The organism is Streptomyces sp. GESEQ-4, assembly GCF_017948455.1.
Classification (GTDB): domain Bacteria; phylum Actinomycetota; class Actinomycetes; order Streptomycetales; family Streptomycetaceae; genus Streptomyces.
In genome coordinates, this window is record NZ_JAFFSU010000038.1 from 13,674 (window position 1) to 33,532 (window position 19,859).

The 19,859-nt window shown below is 70.0% G+C and carries 14 protein-coding genes, 2 tRNA genes and 1 pseudogene; 13 read left to right on the forward strand and 4 right to left on the reverse strand.

Annotated elements, in window-relative coordinates; genetic code table 11:
* The first annotated feature begins 853 nt into the window (after positions 1-853).
* The 3 genes from KCH48_RS39165 (at position 854) to KCH48_RS39175 (ending at position 2,906) form a co-directional block, all read left to right on the forward strand.
* Complete coding sequence (locus KCH48_RS39165; protein WP_210582365.1) at positions 854-1,189, forward strand: helix-turn-helix transcriptional regulator; 336 nt, start codon at positions 854-856, stop codon at positions 1,187-1,189.
* Complete coding sequence (locus KCH48_RS39170; protein ID WP_210582368.1) at positions 1,189-1,914, forward strand: cation transporter; 726 nt, start codon at positions 1,189-1,191, stop codon at positions 1,912-1,914. Before KCH48_RS39165 ends, KCH48_RS39170 begins: the two co-directional genes overlap by 1 nt.
* A gap of 446 nt (positions 1,915-2,360) precedes the next feature.
* Positions 2,361-2,906 carry a GNAT family N-acetyltransferase gene (locus KCH48_RS39175; RefSeq protein WP_210582370.1) on the forward strand — a complete coding sequence of 182 codons (546 nt, stop codon included), beginning with the start codon at positions 2,361-2,363 and terminating at the stop codon, positions 2,904-2,906.
* 184 nt (positions 2,907-3,090) lie between these two features.
* On the opposite strand, the gene KCH48_RS39180 is transcribed toward KCH48_RS39175, so the two are convergent.
* Both KCH48_RS39180 and KCH48_RS39185 read right to left on the reverse strand, forming a co-directional pair.
* A tRNA-Glu gene (locus tag KCH48_RS39180) sits at positions 3,091-3,163 on the reverse strand.
* An 80-nt stretch (positions 3,164-3,243) separates the two neighbouring features.
* A complete protein-coding gene (locus KCH48_RS39185; RefSeq protein WP_210582372.1) occupies positions 3,244-4,824 on the reverse strand; it encodes a metallophosphoesterase in 1,581 nt (526 codons plus the stop codon).
* A 104-nt stretch (positions 4,825-4,928) separates the two neighbouring features.
* Between KCH48_RS39185 and KCH48_RS39190 the strand changes: the two genes are divergently transcribed.
* The 6 genes from KCH48_RS39190 to KCH48_RS39215 all read left to right on the forward strand — a co-directional run bounded on the left by KCH48_RS39190 (position 4,929) and on the right by KCH48_RS39215 (position 13,331).
* Positions 4,929-5,279 carry a metallopeptidase family protein gene (locus KCH48_RS39190; protein WP_210582374.1) on the forward strand — a complete coding sequence of 117 codons (351 nt, stop codon included), beginning with the start codon at positions 4,929-4,931 and terminating at the stop codon, positions 5,277-5,279.
* A 110-nt stretch (positions 5,280-5,389) separates the two neighbouring features.
* On the forward strand, positions 5,390-5,944 hold the full coding sequence (locus KCH48_RS39195) for a hypothetical protein (RefSeq protein WP_210582376.1): 555 nt from the start codon (positions 5,390-5,392) through the stop codon (positions 5,942-5,944).
* A gap of 217 nt (positions 5,945-6,161) precedes the next feature.
* The gene (locus KCH48_RS39200) at positions 6,162-8,267 is read left to right on the forward strand and encodes a DEAD/DEAH box helicase (protein ID WP_210582378.1); all 2,106 of its coding nucleotides are present in this window, start codon (positions 6,162-6,164) and stop codon (positions 8,265-8,267) included.
* A gap of 211 nt (positions 8,268-8,478) precedes the next feature.
* A complete protein-coding gene (locus tag KCH48_RS39205; protein WP_210582380.1) occupies positions 8,479-11,550 on the forward strand; it encodes a VCBS repeat-containing protein in 3,072 nt (1,023 codons plus the stop codon).
* 63 nt (positions 11,551-11,613) lie between these two features.
* Entirely contained in the window at positions 11,614-13,149 is a 1,536-nt protein-coding gene (locus KCH48_RS39210; RefSeq protein WP_210582382.1) for an amino acid permease, read from the forward strand.
* Positions 13,150-13,258: 109 nt separating this feature from the next.
* Positions 13,259-13,331, forward strand: a tRNA-Lys gene (locus KCH48_RS39215).
* Between the two features lie 34 nt (positions 13,332-13,365).
* Here KCH48_RS39215 and KCH48_RS43310 read toward each other — a convergent pair.
* Together KCH48_RS43310 and KCH48_RS39220 are read right to left on the reverse strand one after the other, a co-directional pair.
* A pseudogene (locus KCH48_RS43310) lies at positions 13,366-13,576 on the reverse strand (site-specific integrase); the annotation flags it as partial.
* A 209-nt stretch (positions 13,577-13,785) separates the two neighbouring features.
* Positions 13,786-14,490 (reverse strand): hypothetical protein, encoded by a 705-nt coding sequence (locus KCH48_RS39220; protein ID WP_210582384.1) that lies wholly within the window; start codon positions 14,488-14,490, stop codon positions 13,786-13,788.
* Positions 14,491-14,832: 342 nt separating this feature from the next.
* On the opposite strand from KCH48_RS39220, the gene KCH48_RS39225 reads away from it, so the two are divergent.
* The 4 genes from KCH48_RS39225 (at position 14,833) to KCH48_RS39240 (ending at position 19,821) form a co-directional block, all read left to right on the forward strand.
* Entirely contained in the window at positions 14,833-16,146 is a 1,314-nt protein-coding gene (locus tag KCH48_RS39225) for an ABC transporter substrate-binding protein (RefSeq protein ID WP_210582386.1), read from the forward strand.
* A 119-nt stretch (positions 16,147-16,265) separates the two neighbouring features.
* On the forward strand, positions 16,266-18,281 hold the full coding sequence (locus tag KCH48_RS39230; RefSeq protein ID WP_210582388.1) for an ABC transporter permease: 2,016 nt from the start codon (positions 16,266-16,268) through the stop codon (positions 18,279-18,281).
* Entirely contained in the window at positions 18,278-19,114 is an 837-nt protein-coding gene (locus KCH48_RS39235; protein WP_210582390.1) for an ABC transporter ATP-binding protein, read from the forward strand. The genes KCH48_RS39230 and KCH48_RS39235 overlap by 4 nt, the downstream gene beginning before the upstream one ends.
* Positions 19,111-19,821 carry an ABC transporter ATP-binding protein gene (locus KCH48_RS39240; protein ID WP_210582392.1) on the forward strand — a complete coding sequence of 237 codons (711 nt, stop codon included), beginning with the start codon at positions 19,111-19,113 and terminating at the stop codon, positions 19,819-19,821. Before KCH48_RS39235 ends, KCH48_RS39240 begins: the two co-directional genes overlap by 4 nt.
* The last annotated feature ends 38 nt before the right edge of the window (positions 19,822-19,859 follow it).

Sequence of the window (19,859 nt, forward strand, 5' to 3'; positions counted from 1 at the left end):
GGAATTCGTACAGCCGCGACACGTCCGCGAACGTCATCATCCCGTCATGAGCTGACGCTCACTGCGACTGTCGGACTGCCTCGCCGTCGTCGCCGGACTGGTGATTCCCAGTGACCGGTTGGAGGCTGGCTGGCGGGCCGATGTCGCTGGAAAAGCGTATCAGAACGCGGGGTGTGCTCTGCGCACTCTGTGCGCGTGACGAGCGGCTCCCCGGCCCCTCTGGGCAGGAGGTCCGAAGGTCGAGGAGCCGCAGTATCCGCCGTCCGATCATGTCGCTGTTGTCCGCCGGAGCGGCAGGTGGACTGCGATGAGTGCCCCCGGGAAGCCGTTCAAGGGAACTCGACGAGGTCGGGCGGTGGCCTTGGCGTGGAGGTGTGGGTCCGTCGGGGATGTGCGGTGGTGGTGGCGGGGTGGATGCGACCAGCGCGACGTTGTGGTCGTTGCCGGTCGACGGCCTGCTTCTGCTGGCGACGATCGGCTTGCTCATGCCTACTCGCCGTGCCGATCGCCGAAGCGAGACGAGAGGGGGAAGGGCGAGCCAGAGCGAGACCGGGGCCGGGCGGGCGGGACTGTCGGACGGCGAGCGGACCGCGGGCGCGCCGAAGGCCGAGCAGGTCATGTGGGAACACTTCGAGCGGCAGCGAGCGGCAGCGAGCGGCAGGCGCACTCCGACCGGCGCCGAGTTGGACCGGGTGGCGGGCACGAACAACTACGGACGAGCGGTTCTCGCCCCAGCCGGACCCCGTGATCGACCTCCGCGCAGGCGGCGGGTGCGCCGAAGCACGGCGGCCACGCGCCCTGACTCGCGAATGCAAGGTTTGGTGAATTCAGGATTCCGTGTACTGTCGTGGGTGTGCTGACTCTCGCTGCTGACATCGAGGTGCTGGCGCGGTTCGGCCGCGCCCTCGCCGACCCCATCCGCTGCCGGATCCTCCTCGCACTACGTGAGGCCCCGGCCCACCCCGCCGACCTCGCCGACACCCTGGAGATCTCCCGGACCCGGCTGTCGAACCACCTGGCGTGCCTGCGCGACTGCGGCCTGGTCGTCGCGGTGCCGGTGGGCCGCCGCACCCGCTACGAGCTCGCCGACGAACGTCTCGGTCACGCGCTGGACGACCTGCGCACCGCCGTCGTGGCGGTCGAGGCCGACAAGACGTGCGTGGACGCGGACGAGGAGGGCTGCTGCTGATGACCGCCGAGATATCCCTCGGCACACGTCCGACCCCGGCCCGGCGTGACGTCCTCGCCAGGCGCATACGGCTGCTGGTCGCGGCCACCATCGGCTACAACGTCATCGAGGCGGCCGTCGCGATCACCGCCGGGACGATCGCCTCCTCCACCGCGCTGATCGGCTTCGGCCTGGACTCGGTCATCGAGGTCTCCTCCGCCGCCGCGGTCGCCTGGCAGTTCTCCGCCCGCGACCACGCGATGCGCGAGGCGCGGGAGAAGCGCACGCTGCGGATCATCGCGGTGTCGTTCTTCGTGCTCGCCGCGTACGTCACCGTCGACGCCGCCCGCGCGCTGGCCGGCACCGGCGAGGCCGAACGCTCCATCCCCGGCATCGTCATCGCCGCCCTCTCCCTGGCCGTGATGCCGTTCCTGTCCGCCGCCCAGCGCAGGGCCGGACGCGAACTGGGCTCCGCCAGCGCGGTCGCCGACTCCAAGCAGACGCTCTTGTGCACGTACCTGTCGGCCGTTCTCCTTCTCGGCCTGGTCCTCAACGCCACGCTCGGCTGGTCCTGGGCCGACCCGATCGCCGCCCTGGTCATCGCCGCCATCGCAGTGAAGGAAGGCCGCGACGCCTGGCAGGGCAAGGGCTGCTGCGCGACCCCGGCCGCCGCCGCGGTGGTCCCGGCCGCCGGCGGAGAGACAGACGCCTGCGGCTGCCGCCCCGGCTGCGACTGCTGCGGCTGAACCGACACCCGCACATCCAGAGGACCCCCGGCCATCACGTGGCCAGGGGTCTCTCCTGTCTCGGCGATACCCCCTGGTCTCGGCGTTGCCCCCTGGGGGCCGGCTGCCGAGAAAGGCATCGCCGCGGCGCCGGAACTGCGACGGCGCGTGCCGGGCCCAGGCGTACAGGGACCGGCGGATCAGCGATCAGATCATGGGCCTCGCCCTGATGCTCGGCGAGGCAGGGTGGACCGGCGAGGAGGGCACCCTGACCGAGCGGACGCTCAAAGGAAGGCGCGTGGTGGGTACGGGTGCCGCGCACCCCGCAAGGGATGCTTCAGGGCCTTTGAGCAGCCACCGTGACTTCGAGACGAGGATCGACGGCTCTGTCCCCCAGAAAACCTGGTGAGCCGATGACCGCCCCAGTTACGCTGCCCTGTCTCGTCAGGCCAGGGAGGATCGGCACCATGAGCGGTACCCCGTTGCCCTTTCCCGAGCGGATTGAGCTCACAGGGGAAGGTCTCGTACTGCGCGACTGGACGGAGGCAGACCTGGCCGCAATGCCGGATTTGTTCGACCATCCCGATATCGCGTACTGGACGCCGATCGTCTCACCCTTTGACGAAGCGGTCGCTCGCGCACGGCTGGACCGGGATCGGCAAATGCGTGCGGAGGGCACGACCATCCTGCTCGCCATCACCGTCGACGGCCGCGCGCCGCTCGGCGAGGTGATGCTGCGGCGCGCCCCCAAGGGTGCAGAGATCGGCTATGCGGTCGGCCCGGCGCACCGCGGCCAGGGGCTGGCTGCACGGGCAGTGCGGGTGATGGCTGCGTATGCCTTCGAACAACTGGGCGTGGGGCAAGTGGTCCTGGAGCTGGAGGCCGAGAACGCCGCAAGCGTCGCCGTAGCCACCAAGGCGGGCTTCAGACTCCTCGACGTGCCACTGATCCAGGGGACGGAGAAGGGACGGCCCTATGCCCTGCAGACGTGGGGCCTGCTGCCAGCTTTGTGACGCTGTTCAGGGTGATGCTCCGCCACTGGGAAAGGGAGACGTCCGCTCTTGTTCGGGGGCGGCGTGGAAACCCTTGTCCGGCACCGTGCCCGTAGCGGACATCTCTACACGGTGAGGAAACGCACCGGCCACAGCGAGAGTGGTGGTGAGGGCGTCTGATCTGCGACAACGCAGAGTAATTACGTGCCCCCAACGGGATTCGAACCCGTGCTACCGCCTTGAAAGGGCGGCGTCCTAGGCCGCTAGACGATGAGGGCTATCGGCCCGCCTGGGCGCCTCTCGGCGCGTCGGGGACGTGAGAAGCATATGGGATGGCGGGAGGTATCGCCAAAACGGTTTACGGGGACGTGGTCGCGGGGGTGGGGGAGGGCGACGGGGACGGGGTGGGTGACGGGGCGGCGCCCGGCTGGTTCTCCTCCGGGAGGTGGCGGGCCACCTCCGCCGTGGTCAGGCCCAGGCCGCCCAGTCTGATCTCGTCCCAGGCCTGGAGGCGGCGGGTGTCGCGGTCGAAGTAGAGGATCGACGTCTCGATCGGGTCGGGGTACTTGCCCTCGATCGCGCGCAGGCCGCTGCCGCCCGTGGAGCCCTCGATGCGCAGACGGGTGCCGAACGGCATGACCTCCATCTCGGAGTGGTGGAGGTGGCCCGCCAGGACGAGTGGCACCTGGCCGTCCGTCTCGCGGGCCGCGGGCGGCTCGTGGGCCACGGCCACGTCGACCGGTTTGCCGGCTGCCTTCTGGTCGCGCAGGGCGGAGGCCAGCCGCGCGCCCGCCAGTTCCTGCGACTGCTCGGCGCCCATCTCGTTCGTGCGGTCGGGGGTGAACTGGGGGTCGCCGATGCCCGCGAAGCGCAGGCCCGCGACGGACACCGCGCGGCCGTCGTCGAGGACGTGGACGTTCTTCATGCGCTCCAGATATTGCTGGGTGATCATGGAGTCGTGGTTGCCGCGGACCCAGACGTACGGGGCGCCCAGGTCCTCGATCGGGTCCAGGAAGCCGTTCTCGGCGGCCGTGCCGTGGTCCATGGTGTCGCCGGAGTCGACGATCACGTTCACCTCGTACTGCTCCACCAGCGACGCGATGATCTTCCAGCTCGCCGGGTTGAGGTGGATGTCCGAGACGTGGAGGACCCGGATCGTGGTCGGGTCGGGCTGGTAGGCCGGGAGCGTGGACGTGGCGTCGTACAGCTTCGTCACGTTGGTGACGAGGCGCGCCAACTCCTTCTGGTAGACGTCGAATTCGGTGACGATGCTGCGAGCGTCGCCGACCACGGAGGGCGCGGAGGAGAGCAGGCCGGAGAACTTGGGCTCGAGGACCGAGTTCGGGTTCCAGGTGGCGAAGGCCGTGCCGCCGGACGCGGCGAGGAGGGTGAGGGCGAGGCCGCCGGCGGCGAGGGCGCGGCGGGGGCGGCGGTAGACCGCGAGACCGAGGGCGGTGGCGCCGGCGACGACGGCGACACAGGAGCGTACGGCGAGGTCGAGCGTGCCGTGGCCGACGTCCTTGGCGACTTCGTCCTGGAGGCCGGAGATACGTTCGGGGTGGTCGACGAGGGCCTGGGCGCGGGCCGGGTCGAGCTGGTCGACGTTCACGTCCAGGCGGACCGGGGCGACATGGCTGTCCAGCTCCAGCGCGCCGAGCGGGGATACGTTGATCTTCGTGCCGCCGGCCAGTGAGGGGCGCAGCGTCATGGTGGTGTCCATGGGCCCGACGGGAACCCGGACGTTCCCGACGATCAGCAGGCCCAGCCAGGCGCCCAGCAGCACGACCGCGACCAGCCCCAGGGCGCGGGTCCAGGGGTGGGGCTGGGGGACGAGTTCGACGGCGGGGTGCGGGCGGCGGGAACGGTAGCGGCGGGCGAGCGCACGCGATGCCCGGCGTACGCGGTTCAGGGCGGCGACGTTGGGGACGCGGGCGGCCATTGGTCCCGTATGCCCAAGTCCGGCAGCGGATATGCGGGGCGGCGGTGACTCTCATACCGTCGCAGTGACTCTCCTACGACCGTTCCGTACCGGACAATGGCCCTGTGCTGGAGATGACACGCGAGGAGTTCGAGGAACTGGTCGCCGAGGCGCTGGACCGTATCCCGCCGGAGCTGACGCGGCTGATGGACAACGTCGCGGTGTTCGTCGAGGACGAACCGCCCGCGGACGATCCCGAACTGCTCGGCCTGTACGAGGGGACTCCGCTGACCGATCGCGGGGAGTGGTACGCCGGGGTGCTGCCGGACCGGATCACGATCTACCGGGGGCCGACGCTGCGGATGTGCGAGTCGCGGGCGGAGGTCGTGGAGGAGACCGAGGTGACGGTGGTGCATGAGATCGCGCATCACTTCGGGATCGACGACGCCCGGCTGCACGCGCTGGGGTACGGCTGAGGCGTCGTTCGTCCGGTGTGACGCGTCACGTGTCGTCTGGCGCGTGTCCTCTTGTGGGCGGCGGGAGTTGGGCAGGTTGACTTCTTCGCCCTCCCCGGAGGTGGCTGCCCGTGCGCCCCTTGTACGTACCCGTTCGCCTGGCCGCCACGGTCGTGGCCGTCGCCGCTGCCGCCGGCTGTATGAGCGTGGGTGACGACGGGCCGGGCGGGAGCGCCAAGCCGTCCCAGTCCGCCGGACAGCGGGGTGGTGAGGCGCCCGACGGGGGATCGGCCGTGTCGGGCGGTGGCTCCGGGTACGGGGCGGCGACGGGCGGCAAGCGGGACGGGAAGGGCGCCGGGAAGAAGCGGGACGGCAAGGGCAAGGGCAAGCCGGGGGAGAAGTCCGGGGGGCCTTCGGCCTCGGCTTCCGCGCCAGGGAGCGGGGCTCCCGCGGCGCCGGTGCATCCGGGTGGGCCCGGTGGGACGGGCGGGGCGGGCGAGCCCGTGCCGACCAAGCCGCAGCCGACGCCTACGCGGACGGTCGCGCCGGAGCCGACGCCCACGCCGCCGTCGCCGACCGTCTCGCCGGATCCGACCGTCGCCGAGCCGTCGTCGTCGGCGCATGGCGAGACGGCACCGCAGCTGGCCCAGCGGGAGCCGGCGCCGACCGCGGGGTCACCGGCGTGAGGGTGTGACCTGTCTCTCGGGGATGCGGTTTGCCAGGGGGGCCGAGGGGTGCGTATGGTTATAGATCGTTTGAATCATTTGCCCGGCGCCATAGAAGAGCGCGCCGTGTGGCGCGTTCTCTCCCTTGCCGTGGCTGACCGCATAGAGGCGGTCGTATTGCGAAATCACGGAGTTGACGGGCGCGTGCCGACGAGACTCCGGAAGGTTTCGCATTCGCATGTCCATTTCCAGTACTGATCACGTCGTCGTGCCCGAGAACGGGGACGAGACCGTAGAGACCGTTGAGGCTCCCGAGCTCACCTTCGCGGACCTCGGTCTCCCCGAGGGCGTCGTGCGCAAGCTCGCGCAGAACGGCGTGACCAGCCCCTTCCCGATCCAGGCCGCGACCATCCCGGACGCCCTGGCCGGCAAGGACATCCTCGGCCGTGGCCGCACCGGCTCCGGCAAGACCCTCTCCTTCGGTCTGCCGATGCTCACGCAGCTCTCCGGCGGCCACACCGAGAAGAAGAAGCCCCGCGGCATCATCCTCACGCCGACGCGTGAACTCGCGATGCAGGTCGCGGACGCCCTCCAGCCGTACGGCGACGTGCTCGGCCTGAAGATGAAGGTCGTCTGCGGCGGTACGTCGATGGGCAACCAGATCTACGCCCTGGAGCGCGGCGTCGACGTCCTCGTCGCCACCCCGGGCCGGCTGCGCGACATCATCAACCGCGGCGCCTGCTCCCTGGAGAACGTCCAGGTCGCGGTCCTCGACGAGGCCGACCAGATGTCCGACCTGGGCTTCCTGCCCGAGGTCACCGAGCTGCTCGACCAGATCCCGGGCGGCGGCCAGCGCATGCTGTTCTCGGCCACGATGGAGAACGAGATCTCCACGCTGGTCAAGCGCTACCTGACCAACCCGGTCACGCACGAGGTCGACAGCGCCCAGGGCAACGTCACGACGATGTCGCACCACATCCTCGTCGTGAAGCCCAAGGACAAGGCGCCGGTCACCGCCGCGATCGCCTCCCGCAAGGGCCGCACGATCATCTTCGTACGTACGCAGCTGGGCGCCGACCGTATCGCCGAGCAGCTCCGTGACGCGGGCGTGAAGGCCGACGCGCTGCACGGCGGCATGACGCAGGGCGCCCGTACGCGCACGCTGGCCGACTTCAAGGACGGCTACGTCAACGCGCTCGTCGCGACCGACGTCGCCGCCCGCGGTATCCACGTCGACGGCATCGACCTCGTCCTGAACGTCGACCCCGCCGGCGACCACAAGGACTACCTGCACCGCGCGGGCCGTACAGCCCGAGCCGGCCGCACCGGCACGGTCGTCTCCCTCTCGCTCCCGCACCAGCGCCGCCAGATCTTCCGGCTGATGGAGGACGCGGGCGTCGACGCCGGCCGTCACATCATCAACTCCGGTACGGCGTTCGAGCCCGAGGTCGCCGAGATCACCGGCGCCCGTTCGATGACCGAGGTCCAGGCCGAGTCCGCGGGCAACGCCGCGCAGCAGGCCGAGCGTGAGGTCACCCACCTCAGCAAGCAGCTGGAGCGGGCGCAGCGGCGCGCGACCGAGCTGCGCGAGGAGGCCGACCGCCTGGTCGCCCGGGCCGCCCGCGAGCGCGGCGAGGACCCGGAGACCGCTGTCGCCGAGGCACAGGCCGCGGTCGTGGAGGCCGCGCTTGAGGCGTCCGTGCCCGAGCAGCCGGTGGCGCAGGATGTGGACCGGGCCGAGGCTCCGGCGCCGTACGAGCGTCGTGAGCGTCGTGACAATGACCGTGGTGGTTTCCGTCGCGATGACCGTCGTGATGACCGTGGTGGTCGTTCGTTCGAGCGTCGTGACAATGACCGCGGTGGCTTCCGCCGTGACGACCGTCGGGATGACCGTGGCGGTCGTTCGTTCGAGCGTCGTGACAATGACCGTGGTGGTTTCCGTCGCGACGACCGCCCGGCCGACCGGGGCGGCCGCTCCTTCGAGCGTCGTGACAACGACCGTGGTGGTTTCCGTCGCGATGACCGTCGTGATGACCGTGGTGGTCGTTCCTTCGAGCGTCGTGACAACGACCGTGGCGGCTTCCGTCGCGACGACCGCCCTGCCGACCGTCCGGCGGACCGCCCGGCGGGCCGTTCCTTCGAGCGTCGTGACGACCGCGGTGGTCACCGCGGCAGCGACCGCCCCTTCAACCGCGACCGCCAGGGCGACCGCCCGGGCTTCCGCTCCGGCGGCCACGAGCGCCCCTACGGCCGCCGTGACGACCACCGCGGTGGCAGCACCGGTACCGGCACCGGCTCCTTCGGCCGCCGGGACGACAAGCCGCGCTGGAAGCGCAACGGCTGACGCTGACTGACGCGAGAAGGGCCCGTACGACTTCGGTCGTGCGGGCCCTTCCGGCGTTTCCGCCCGCGTAACCGGGCGGCCCGAAATCGCTCACCTCGAAACTGTGAAGTCGCTGTAAGATCAGCCGACTTGAGAGGCGGATGCGACGGCCGGGGGGCCTGGGCATCGAGAAGCGGTGTGCGTCCCGCCTCACGTTTCGGGGAGGGACTCCTTGGCTCGTCATGCCTACGCACGCCTGCGCGTGCTCGCCGCCTCCGTCGTACTGGCGGCCGGGCTGGCACCGCTGCTGCCGTCGACCGCGGTCGCGGACGTGCCGCAGGAGACGGTGGTGCCGGCGAGGCTGCGCGGGACGTACACCTCGGGTTGGCTCTACACGAGTTCGACCTATGCCGGGCGCGACGGCGCCGGTGCGCAGGGCGTGTTCCACTCCCTGGAGGGCTCCGGGCTGGTCTGGACGCGGTACTCGGACGGCACCTCGGTGAAGGTGGTCCACCCGACTGGCTACAGCTACTACCAGGCGACCGGCGGTGACGTGCTCGCCTACCGGTACGCCGACGGCCGGGTCGACCTGTGGAACGCCGCCGACAACACCACCCGTACGATCCGGACGCCGGAGGGGCTGACGCTGCTCGCCGTCTACGCCGATCTGGCGATCGCGTACCGGGAGGTGACGGACGAGAACGGCACGACGACCGCCCGGGAGATGCACCTGCTGCTCCCGCAGGACGACGGCAGCACACGTGACGTGCCGGTGACCGGAGTGCCCGGCGGGTACAGCCTCGCGCAAGCCCAGGGCGGCGACGCGGACGCGCTGCTGTTCCTCGCCGGCCAGTCGGGTGGGCCCTACGCGTCGGTCATGGTCGACCGGCACACGGGGCGGGTACAGAGCTGGACTCCGCCCGTCTCCAAGATCTACCGCAACGCGCAGGTCACGGCCGACCATGTCGTTCTCTTCAACAGGAACGAGCCCACGGTTCAGGTGTACTCCCGCACCGATCTGTCCGCCGCCCCGGTCGCCGTCACGCTGGACGGCGACGGCGCGAGCCCCGCCCTCGGCCTCGCGGTCGTCGGTGACTGGCTGCTGACCCAACCCGGCACGGCGGTGATGGCCAAGCCGATCGCCGGCGGTCCCTCGAAGACTCTGCTGCCCGTCTCGGAGCCCGGTATCTCCGCCGCCCCCGACGGCGGCGCCTTGGCGGTGGGTCGCACCGGTGCCGCCCGGGACGACTGGGGCGTCCAGCGCATCCAGCCGGGCCCGGGCGGCGAGCCGACGGTCACCCAGCTCAAGGCGCTGCCGAAACCGCCGTACAAGATCCAAGGTCTGTCGCTGGACCAGGGCCGCTTCGTCGTCGCGGACTACGGGACCAGCTATGAGACCCGGGGCGAGCGCATCACTCATACCCGGACGGTCGCGGCGGCCGGTACTCCCAAGTTCGGTGAGTCGTCTCGGTTTCTCGGCATGGCGTCCAGCCTCGCCAACTGCCCAGCGGACGACTCCTCTTGCGCCCCGATCCGCGGTACGGCCGACGGGCGGGTCGCCTGGCTGACTCATGTGTCGGCGGACACCGACCGGGTCGCCGTCGCGAATTCCGGCAGGTACTGGGAACACGACCTTCCCCGGGGCGGCCGGATCACCGATGTCTCGAGCCGGTATCTGATCCACACGGCCGCGGCCCAGCAGTCCGTATACGAGATCGATGGGAACCAAAGGCCGGTCGTCACGCGCACCCCAGGTGCCGCCGCTCTCGACGGTGGCACCCTGTGGACGGCGGACGAGCACAGCTTCACGGCCCACGACCTCGCGGAGGAGACCTCCGTCGGTTTCGCGATGGACGCCGGCTGTGACCCGACCGACCTCCAGGCCAACGGCCGCTGGCTCTACTGGACCTGCGAGGGCAGGGCCGGCGTCTACGACCGTACGGCGAAGAAGTCCGTCGCCGTGCCGGTCGGCGAGGCGAAGCTCGGTGACGGGTATGTCGTCACGCACGACAAGCAGGCCGGCAAGCTGACGCTCACCACGGTGGCGAACGGGGCGCCCGCGAGCCGGGTCATCGGGGAGCTGCCCGACACCGGCGTCTCGCAGAGGGATGTGCGCTGGACGGTGGACGAGTCCGGCGGGAACGCCGCCTATGTGGACGCCAAGGAGCAGGTGCACCTCGTCCCGTCCGGTGTGCCGCAGCAGCCGTTGCGGCCGCTGGAGCCGGTGGTGAAGGCAGCGGAGGTCGAGGTGAGTGAGGAGGACGACTTCTACCCCACCCTCACCACGGCACTGCTGTCGAAGCCGGCCGCGGGCTGGGTGCTGACCGTGCGCGACAAGGCGACCGGCAAGGTCGTGGACGGCACGGACGGCGGCGAGGTGCGCGGCGAACTGAAGGTCGGCTGGGACGGCCGCGGCGCGAACGGCTTTCTCCCCAGCGGCCCGTACGACTGGACGCTGTCGGTCACGCCCGCCGACGGCGTGGGCGCTCCGCTGTCGATCCAGGGCACGGTCCGGCTGCTGAAGGGCCGAGTGGTGCACCGCGACTACGTCGGCCTCGGTGACGGCATGGGTGACCTGCTCACCTTCAAGGGCGGCGAGATGACCTACCACGGTGGGGGCGACGGCACGGTCCGCACGTCCCTGATCGGCGACGGCTGGAACTCACCGGCGTACAGACCGGTGCCCCTCGGAGATCTGAACGGCGACAACTGCAACGACGTCCTGCTCAAGACGGGCGGCGGCGCCCTGCACCTGTACAAGCCGCGCTGCGATGCCCCGCTGCGGCCGTCGACGCCGCACACGACGCTCGGCACCAGCGGCTGGAACCAGTACGACGTGCTGACCGCACCCGGGGACCTCACCAAGGACGGCCGACCCGACCTGATCGCCCGCCACGCCGCCACCGGCGCCGTCTATCTCTACAAGGGCACCAGCACCGGCAAGCTGGCCTCCCGGGTCAAGCTCGTCGACAATTGGAAGACGTACAAGAAGGTCGTGGGCGCCGGTGATCTGAACGGTGACGGGATCGGCGATCTGCTCGCGCAGGACAAGGCGAACAACCTGTACCGCTACTACGGCGCCGGCAACGGACGCTTCGGCACCCGGGTGAGGATCGCCACCGGCTGGGGAGCCTCGTACAACGCGGTCGTCGGCGTCGGGGACATCACCGGCGACGGGAAGAGCGACCTGGTGATGCGGGACACGGCCGGGAATCTGTACCGCCAGACCGGGACCGGCAAGGGGTCGTTCGCCGCGCGCGTGAAGATCGCGACCGGGTGGCAGTACTACAAGGGCCTTTACTAGAGGGCCAATTTCTCGCCAAGTTGTGACGTGTGTCATGCCCCCGGCGAGGGAATCGCTGGGGGCATGACAGATGACGCCAAAGTGAGTGGGCTGTCTGACGAAGAGCGATTGGCCCAGCTCGGCTACACGCAGGTCCTTGCCCGCCGCATGTCGGCGTTCTCCAACTACGCGGTCTCCTTCACGATCATCTCGGTTCTGTCGGGATGTCTGACGCTGTATCTGTTCGGCATGAACACCGGCGGTCCCGCCGTGATCACCTGGGGCTGGGTCGCGGTCGGACTGATGACGCTGTTCGTGGGGCTGGCGATGGCCGAGATCTGCTCGGCGTATCCGACGTCGGCGGGCCTGTACTTCTGGGCCCATCGGCTCGCGCCCCCGCGTACGGCCGCCGCGTGGGCCTGGTTCACGGGCTGGTTCAACGTGCTCGGCCAGGTCGCGGTGACCGCGGGCATCGACTTCGGGGCGGCGTCCTTCCTGGGCGCGTATCTGAACCTGCAGTTTGACTTCGAGGTGACACCCGGCCGCACGATCCTCCTCTTCGCGGGGATCCTGGTGCTGCACGGCCTGCTGAACACCTTCGGGGTGCGGGTGGTGGGCCTGCTCAACAGCGTGAGCGTGTGGTGGCACGTGCTCGGCGTGGCGGTGATTGTCGGCGCGCTCACCTTCTCCCCGGACCAGCACCAGTCCGCGTCCTTCGTGTTCGGCGAGTTCGTGAACAACACGGGCTGGGGCAGCAGCGTGTACGTCGTCGCGCTCGGCCTGCTCATGGCCCAGTACACCTTCACCGGCTACGACGCCTCCGCCCACATGACGGAGGAGACACACGACGCGTCGACGGCGGGCCCGAAGGGGATCGTGCGGTCCATCTGGACGTCATGGATAGCCGGGTTCGTGCTGCTGTTGGGCTTCACTTTCGCCATCCAGTCGTACGAGGGTGCCCTCACGTCCCCGACGGGCGCACCGCCCGCGCAGATCCTGCTCGACGCGCTGGGCGCGACGGCGGGCAAGCTGCTGCTCCTGGTCGTGATCGGGGCGCAGCTGTTCTGCGGGATGGCGTCGGTGACGGCCAACAGCCGGATGATCTACGCGTTCTCCCGGGACGGCGCGCTGCCCTTCTCCCACGTCTGGCACTCGGTGAACCCGCGCACCCGCACCCCCGTGGCGGCCGTGTGGCTGGCGGCGCTGGGCGCGCTGGTGCTCGGGCTGCCGTATCTGATCAATGTCACGGCCTACGCGGCGGTGACGTCGATCGCCGTGATCGGCCTGTACATCGCCTACGCCATCCCGACGCTGCTGCGGCTGCGGAAGGGCGACGACTTCGAGCGCGGTCCGTGGCACCTGGGGCGCTGGTCGCGGCCGATCGGCGTGGTGGCGGTGGTGTGGGTCGGCGTGATCACGGTCCTCTTCATGCTGCCGCAGGTCTCCCCGGTCACCTCGGAGACCTTCAACTACGCCCCGGTCGCCGTCCTCGTCGTCCTCGGCTTCGCCGCGACCTGGTGGCTGGCCTCGGCCCGGCACTGGTTCCTCAACCCCGACCACGAACGGACCATCGCCCGCGAGGCGTCCCGCACGGGCACGCCCGAACCGGTCGATCCGTAACACCCCTGGACACTCCCGGCCCGCTCCGCCGGCGCGGCACGGCCGGGACCCCGATACCCGATCGGAGTCCCGGCCGTGTCCGGCTATGCTCGGGGAGGCAACATCGCCTGGGCCCTTAGCTCAATTGGCAGAGCAGTGGACTTTTAATCCATTGGTTGTGGGTTCGAGTCCCACAGGGCCTACCGGTGGCGGGGGAGGGAAACGGCCTCTGACCTGCTACGCAGCGCCTGAGTCGGCTTTGGCCGGGTCGGGCGCTGCTTCGTTCTCAAGCCATTGCGTGAGCGGATGTGCTCGTGGCCTGCGGATCGGGTGCCGCTTGGGCGGACGAATCGGCGGCTGCCGGACGCGACCGGGGGATCAGCTTCGCTGCCTTCTCGGCGATTTCGCGGTCCAGCTCAGGGAGCAGGCTCGTGTACGTGTCCGAGGTCGCCCGGGCCCAGCGCTCCCAGATCCGGGCGGAAGACCGTGCCGCCCGCGCCCATCGGAGATCATTCCTGCTGCAGCAGGACCGTGGTGTCGGGGGGGCAGAACCCGTCGTTGTCGAGCAGCCCTGAGGTGAGGAGAGGGCTCCAGGAGTCGGGAAGCGGGATCGGCCGCCTGTCTCACCGTGCCGGTCACAGGAAGGGGCCCAGGTCCTCAGGAAGTGCCGTCCGCGGGTACGGGTTCGGTGAACTGGTCGAACAGCATGACGGCAACCCTTGTGACAAGGGACCAGTTCTCGTCGCCGTGCGGGTCCGCCAGGTCCCCGTAGCCGGCGATCCACCGCATGTGGAAGCCGTCCAGCAGGGAAGCGATGCTGGTGGCGAGGTGATCGACCTGGTAGGGCGCACGCATGCGCAGCCCGTAGGTGTCGAGCAGGGCCTGGTACGCCTCGCAGGCCACCTTCGTGAACGATTCGCCGTAGTGCCCGAGGGCCTCACGCACACGGGGGTTCGCGGCGCTGGCGTAGAAACCGAGCATCACCCGGTAGATCGGGTCCACCCGGTGGTTCTTGTGGTTGTCGGTCAGTACGTCGTTGAGGGCTTCCTGCCAGGTGATGCCCTTCTCGACGGCTACCTCGAAGCGCCGGATGCTGTCGGGCAGACCCGGTACCAGTTCCGCCTGCCGGGAGGTGAGGTGGAACAACAACTCGGCCTGGAAATCGGCCTGAGCCGGCCAGATCTGGTAGATCGATCCCGTGGTGACCGCCGGCGCCGACTCGTCGCCCAGCCGGCCCCGGATGATGCGGGTGGCCTCTTCCGTCACCTGCTTGACCCGCACGTGGGCCAGTGCGGCGGAGACCGCGGCCTCGCTGGTGTCGGCGGTTCCCGCACAGACGAGTTTGGTCGCCGCTTCCAGCATGAGGGCCCGGGTCTCCTCGAGCGATCGCCGAGGCAGCCTGCGTCTTCCGGCCTGCGTCGTCACACCCTCCCCCTCCCCTGCCTGAGCGTTAAATCGAGCTGCTTGATCGTTAAATCAAAGTGAACCAAGGCGTTGACAGGGGGTAAGCCTACACCTAGATTCCCGGTTCGTAAGAAAGTTACGAAACCTCGAGAAGGCCGCCTGAACAGGCCTTTCCGGGTGCTCCGAGCCGCCCTTCGCGCTGGTCACCCCGTGCGCTCCAGGTCCCCGGCCGACCGTTTGACCCCCTGTTGCGCATGCCCTCGGCATGACTTCCCTTCGCTCCGCTCACGGAGGTTTCGTATGCCTACCCATCCGCGTGTCCGAGGACTGGGCCTGATCGCCTCCCTCATGGCGCCCGTCCTGGGCCTCACCGCCTGCAGTGGCGCGCAGAGCCCGGGCTCAGCCTCGGCCGGTGCCGGCGCAGCCGACTCGTCGGCCGCCGCGGACACCCGCCCGTCGGCCGCCGTGGTGACCGACTATCAGGGTTACGTGGGGGGCAAGGCGGGCAAGGCCGACTCCGGCCTGTCCCCGGTCACGCTCGGCTGGGTGAACGTCGAGGGCGGCCCCGGCGGCAGCCCTGAGGCGACCCTGGGCGCCAAGGCAGCCGTTCGGTACGTCAACGAGAAGCTCGGCGGAATCGGCGGCCACCCGCTCGCGCTGAACGTCTGCTCGGTGGTCTCCGCCGAGGAGGAGGGGCAGAAGTGCGGTCAGCAACTGATCGGCGACAAGGCCGTCTCCGCCATCGGCCTCGGCAATCTGTACCTGGGCGACGCCTCCTTCAACTCCGTGGTGGCGGGCAGGAAGCCGGTTCTGGTCGGCGTGGCGACGGGTCCCACCCTGCCCACGGCGAAGAACACCTACAGCACCTTCGGCGACCTGCCGCACATCTTCGGCACCTGGGGCACGTACTCACGTGACGTCCTCAAGGCGAAGACGGCGGCGGTCATCCACACGAACACCCCCGGCGACAAGATCGCTTCGAGCGCGGCGGTCAAGGGACTCAAGGCCGCCGGCCTCACCGTCAAGTCGGTCGGCTTCGACGCGCAGGCCACGGACCTGATCGGCCCGGTCACCGCGGCCGGCGCCAACTCCGCCGATGTCATCGTGCCCATCACGATCGGCTCCGGGTGTGTCGGAGTCGCCAAGGCACTCAAGCAACTCGGCATCGACAAGCCCGTGGTGTCCACGCCCCTGTGCATGTCACCGGACGTGGCCAAGGGCCTGGGCGGGGATCTGCCCACATGGACGTACGGCGTCGCCCAGACGCTGCCGACCGACACCTCGGCCGCCGACTCCAAGGCGTTCCTGACGGCATCCGGCCAGGTGGGGCTGGACAAGGCCACCGCGTCCCAGGTCTTCGCACCACTGGGCTGGAGCACGATCCTGACGTACGCCAAGGCGCTCAACGCCGTGGGAGCCGACAAGATCACCCCGGAGACCGTCGCCGCACAGCTGAAGAAGTTCACCGGGCCGGTCGTCATGGGTGCCGCCGAGGTCAAGTGCGCCAAGTACCCGGACGCCCCCGCGGTCTGCAACGACCAGGCGCGGTTCTACCAGTACAAGGGCAAGGGTGCCTTCCAGCCGCTGACCGACTGGCTCCGCCCGCCCCGGTGACCCCCGTCCACCGTCCGCCCGGGTCCCGTACGGCCCGCGACAGACCTTCCCGTGCCGTGTTCCTGAGGCCCGACTCCTTCCCTAGGGCCTTAAGGAACACGGCGCTCCAGGAGTAAGAAATGGAACAGATCCTGCTCTTCGCCGTGCTCGGCCTGGGCCAGGGGGCACTGATCGCCGGCATCGCACTCGGCGTCGTGGCGACCTACCGGGGTTCGGGCATCATCAACCTGTCGACCGGCGCCGTCGCGATGGTCGCCGGTTACATCTTCTGGGCCCTGAGCACCGGCTTCTTCGGCTTCTCCCTGCCGATCGCCGCCGCTATGGCGGGGGCGCTCATGGCGGCGCTCGCGGTCGGTGTGCTCACCGAGGTCGCGGTGTTCAAGCCGCTGCGCGCGGTCTCACCACTGGCCAAGCTCGCGGCGTCACTCGGCATTCTGCTCACCCTTCAGGCCACCGTGCTGCTGGTGTTCGGAACCCAGCCCCAGCAGGCCCCCAGCATCCTGCCCTCGGACGCCGTCACCGTCCTGGGCGTCACCACGCCCGTCGACCGTTTCATCCTGACCGGGCTCGTGATCGCCGTAGCGCTCGCCCTCGGGGCCCTGTACCGGTGGACCCGGTTCGGGCTCGCCACCCGCGCCGCCTCGGAGAACGAACAGGCGGCCCTGCTGGCCGGTCTGTCACCCAACAGCGTCTCCCTCGCCAACACCCTGCTGTCCGCGCTGATCGCGGGGCTGCTCGGGGTCCTGGCCGCACCCATCGTCCAGGTCGACTCCGTCACGCTCCCACTGCAGGTGGTCCCGGCCCTGGCGGCGGCTCTCTTCGCCGGATTCACCTCACTGTGGATCGCCTGCAGCGCCGGCATCCTCATCGGCGTCATGCAGTCGGTCGTCTACTACCTGTCCACCCAGAGTTGGTTCCCGACCGACAACGGCAACGCCATGCCCGGACTTCAGCAGCTGCTGATCTTCATCCTGATGATCGTCGCGCTCTACGTGAAGGGGGCGGGCCTGCCGCGCCGTGGCGAAGTCGTCGAGCAGCGGCTGCCCGCCGTACCGCTGCCGGACCGACTGCTCCGACCGGCCGTACTGGCCACGGCCGCCGCCGCCCTCGCCTTGATCGTGCTGCCGTTCGACTTCCGCCAGGCGCTGACGAACTCGCTGATAGGCGCGATCATCGTCCTCTCGTACGTCGTCATCACCGGCTACGTGGGACAGATCTCCGTGATGCAGCTCGCGCTCTCCGGCACCGCCGGTTTCGCCCTGTCCCATCTGGCGACCGGACTGCACATCCCCTTCCCCTTCAACGCCCTCGGCGCGACCCTCCTGGCCACCCTGCTCGGTGTGGCGGCCGGCATCTCCGCCCTGCGGGTCCGCGGCGTGAGCCTGGCCGTCGTCACGCTGGCCGCCGCGCTCGCGATGGAACAGGCCCTGTTCACCAACACGTCCTTCGGCGGCACCGCCGGAGTGACCGTGCCCCCTCCCCGCCTGTTCGGAGTGGACCTCGGTCCGGGGGCGGCCTTCCGCGGCCTGGACGGCAACGAACCCAGCCCCCTCTTCGGCTTCCTCGTCCTGTCCGTCGCCGCCGCCCTGGGGCTGTACGTGGCCAACCTCAGACGCACCGGGCTGGGGCGGCGCATGCTCGCCGTCCGCTCCAACGAGCGCGCGGCCGCGGCTGCGGGCGTCAACGTGCGGGGAGTGAAGATCGCAGCGTTCGCCATCAGCTCTTTCATCGCCAGCGCCGCGGGGACCCTGTACGGCTACAACTTCGGCTCCGTCAGCGCGGTCCGGTTCACCGCGCTGGCCGCACTCGGCCTCATCGGCTTCGCCTACATCGGCGGCATCACGATGGTCTCCGGAGCCGTCATCGCCGGCCTGATGTCCACCGAGGCACTCATCCCGCACGCCCTGGACAAGTGGTTCGGCATCAAGGGGACCTGGGCGCTGCTCTTCGCAGGCGTCTCCCTGATCGTGACGCTGATCGCCAACCCGGACGGCATCGCGGGCGCCAACCACCGCCGCAAGAAGGCCAAGAGAGCCGCCCGCGCGGCGAAAGCCGCCCAAGCCCACGCCGCAAACGCCACGCCGGAGACCGCCGGGGCCGAAGCGACGCCCGCCCCCGAGGAGGTCGCACGATGAGCATGTTCAAGGTCCGTTCCCTGGGCGTCAGTTACGGCGGCGTCCACGCACTCAGCGACGTCACCCTGGATGTCGCCGAGGGCCAACTGGTGGGCCTGATCGGCCCGAACGGCGCCGGCAAGACCACCTTCGTGGACGCGGTCAGCGGACTGGCCGGCGCCCGGGGCCGGGTGGAACTGGACGGCGAGGACCTGACCGGCATGCCGGCGCATGCCCGGGCCCGCCGAGGTCTCGCCCGTACCTTCCAGAGCAGCGAACTCTTCGAGGACCTCACGGTGGCGGAGAACCTGCGCGTGACGGCGGAACGACCGGCCTGGCTCAGGGCGTTCGGCGAGACCTTCGGCCGCCGCACACCACCGCCCTCCGCCGTCGCCGATGCCCTCACCACTGTGGGCCTGCAGGATCTGGCCGACGCATCCCCGGCCGAACTGTCCCAGGGACAGCGCAAACTCGTCGGCGTGGCCAGGGCGCTGGCCGCCCGCCCCCGCGTCATCTGCCTCGACGAGCCCGCCGCCGGCCTGGACACCACGGAGAGCGCCGAACTCGGCCGCCGCCTGCGTGCCGTCGCCGACGCGGGTACCGCACTGCTCCTCATCGACCACGACATGGGCCTGGTGATGGGCATCTGCGACCACCTGGTCGTCCTGGAGTTCGGCAAGGTGATCGCGGCGGGACCCCCGAGCCGGGTCCGCGACGACCCCGCAGTCATCACCGCCTACCTCGGCGCGTCCGCCGTCCAGCCCGCCGACGCACCCCTACCCGACGGCGGCACTCCTTCCTCCCTCACCACCGACCAGCCCGGGGTCCCCAGCAGCGCACCGGAGACAGCATGAACACACCCGTACTGGAAGTGGCCGGACTCACCGTCGGCTACGACGGAGCCCCCGTCGTCCGCGACCTCGACATCACCGTCGGCGCAGGCGAGGTCGTCGCCCTGCTGGGAGCCAACGGCGCGGGCAAGACAACGACGCTCAAGACCGTCTCCGGGCTGCTGCGTCCCTCCGCAGGCACCATCACCTTCACCGGAACACCCCTCGACCAGGTGCCGGCGGCGGCCCGCGCGCGACGGGGCATCGCACACGTCCCGGAAGGCAGGGGCATCTTCTCCTCACTGACCGTGGCGGAACACCTGCGGCTGCGACACCGGGGAGAACGGCTCGACGAGGAGGCGGCGTACGCCTACTTCCCGGTCCTGACCCGCATGCGGGACCGCAAGGCCGGACTCCTGTCCGGCGGAGAACAGCAGATGCTCGCTCTCGGACGCGCCCTGGCCCGTCGTCCCAAGCTGCTGCTGCTCGACGAACTCAGTCTCGGCCTCGCCCCGGTCATCGTCGAGGAACTGCTGCCCGTCGTCCGGCGCTTCGCCGACGATTCCGGCTGCGGGGTGCTGCTCGTCGAGCAGCACGTCGGCCTGGCCCTGGAGGTCGCCGACCGAGGCTGCGTCCTCTCCCACGGCGAACTCACCGTGCAGGCCACGGCCCGGGAACTGAGAGCGGACCGGTCCCGGATCGTGGCCGGTTACCTGGGCGAAAGTTCCTGACCGCCCCACCGGCACGGACCACGCCATGCCTCCCCACT

Coding starts and splice junctions, on each gene's coding strand:
- KCH48_RS39225 (WP_210582386.1), top strand. CDS start 14,833: ATGCCTACCCATCCGCGTGTCCGAGGACTGGGCCTGATCGCCTCCCTC.
- KCH48_RS39230 (WP_210582388.1), top strand. CDS start 16,266: ATGGAACAGATCCTGCTCTTCGCCGTGCTCGGCCTGGGCCAGGGGGCA.
- KCH48_RS39185 (WP_210582372.1), bottom strand. CDS start 4,824: ATGGCCGCCCGCGTCCCCAACGTCGCCGCCCTGAACCGCGTACGCCGG.
- KCH48_RS39210 (WP_210582382.1), top strand. CDS start 11,614: ATGACAGATGACGCCAAAGTGAGTGGGCTGTCTGACGAAGAGCGATTG.
- KCH48_RS39220 (WP_210582384.1), bottom strand. CDS start 14,490: ATGCTGGAAGCGGCGACCAAACTCGTCTGTGCGGGAACCGCCGACACC.
- KCH48_RS39170 (WP_210582368.1), top strand. CDS start 1,189: ATGACCGCCGAGATATCCCTCGGCACACGTCCGACCCCGGCCCGGCGT.
- KCH48_RS39235 (WP_210582390.1), top strand. CDS start 18,278: ATGAGCATGTTCAAGGTCCGTTCCCTGGGCGTCAGTTACGGCGGCGTC.
- KCH48_RS39200 (WP_210582378.1), top strand. CDS start 6,162: ATGTCCATTTCCAGTACTGATCACGTCGTCGTGCCCGAGAACGGGGAC.
- KCH48_RS39240 (WP_210582392.1), top strand. CDS start 19,111: ATGAACACACCCGTACTGGAAGTGGCCGGACTCACCGTCGGCTACGAC.
- KCH48_RS39175 (WP_210582370.1), top strand. CDS start 2,361: ATGAGCGGTACCCCGTTGCCCTTTCCCGAGCGGATTGAGCTCACAGGG.